The sequence below is a fragment of the Lactobacillus sp. C449L genome, from assembly GCF_059900815.1.
Genome location: NZ_JBWXGA010000276.1, coordinates 1 through 442, shown reverse-complemented (window position 1 = coordinate 442; position 442 = coordinate 1). Strand labels below are relative to the sequence as shown.

Here is a 442-nt window from a genome sequence, read left to right as displayed (position 1 = left end):
CTGTTTTCCCCTCTCGAATGGTCTTGGCTTCTGACTCTCTCACTATATCACCGGAATCCGGGCCTGAAAGCGCTGTATAATAGCACTCTTTTACGATCGCCTTCACTTTTTTAACCGCTTTCTTCTTCCTCGAACATGAAAAGAGCGCCAGGGCGGAACCCCGACGCTCTAGAGCGGAAAACCGTGTCAGTTTGCGACGTTTTTATATACCTGTTCCCTCGAATGGAAGCCGTCCGCGATGATCGTCTCGTCGATCGTCGCGCGGTCGACGCCGATCGGCTCCAGCAAGAGCGACGGCACGTCGACCTTGCCGTTGCTGACCGTCCGGTTCGTCGCGACGTCCTCGCCGGTCGCAAGCCGCACCGCCGCCTCGGCCGCGGTTTCGGCGAGCGATCGGATCGGCTTGTAGACGGTCATCGTCTGCGCCCCCTCGACGATCCGC

Annotated in this window: 1 protein-coding gene; it reads right to left on the bottom strand. The window is 59.0% G+C overall.

Going from position 1 to position 442, the window contains the following annotated elements; all coding sequences use genetic code 11:
- Positions 1-186: 186 nt before the first annotated feature.
- A partial coding sequence (locus AC2JF9_RS09370) for a hypothetical protein (RefSeq protein WP_500727230.1) occupies positions 187-442 on the bottom strand: 256 nt, incomplete at its 5' end.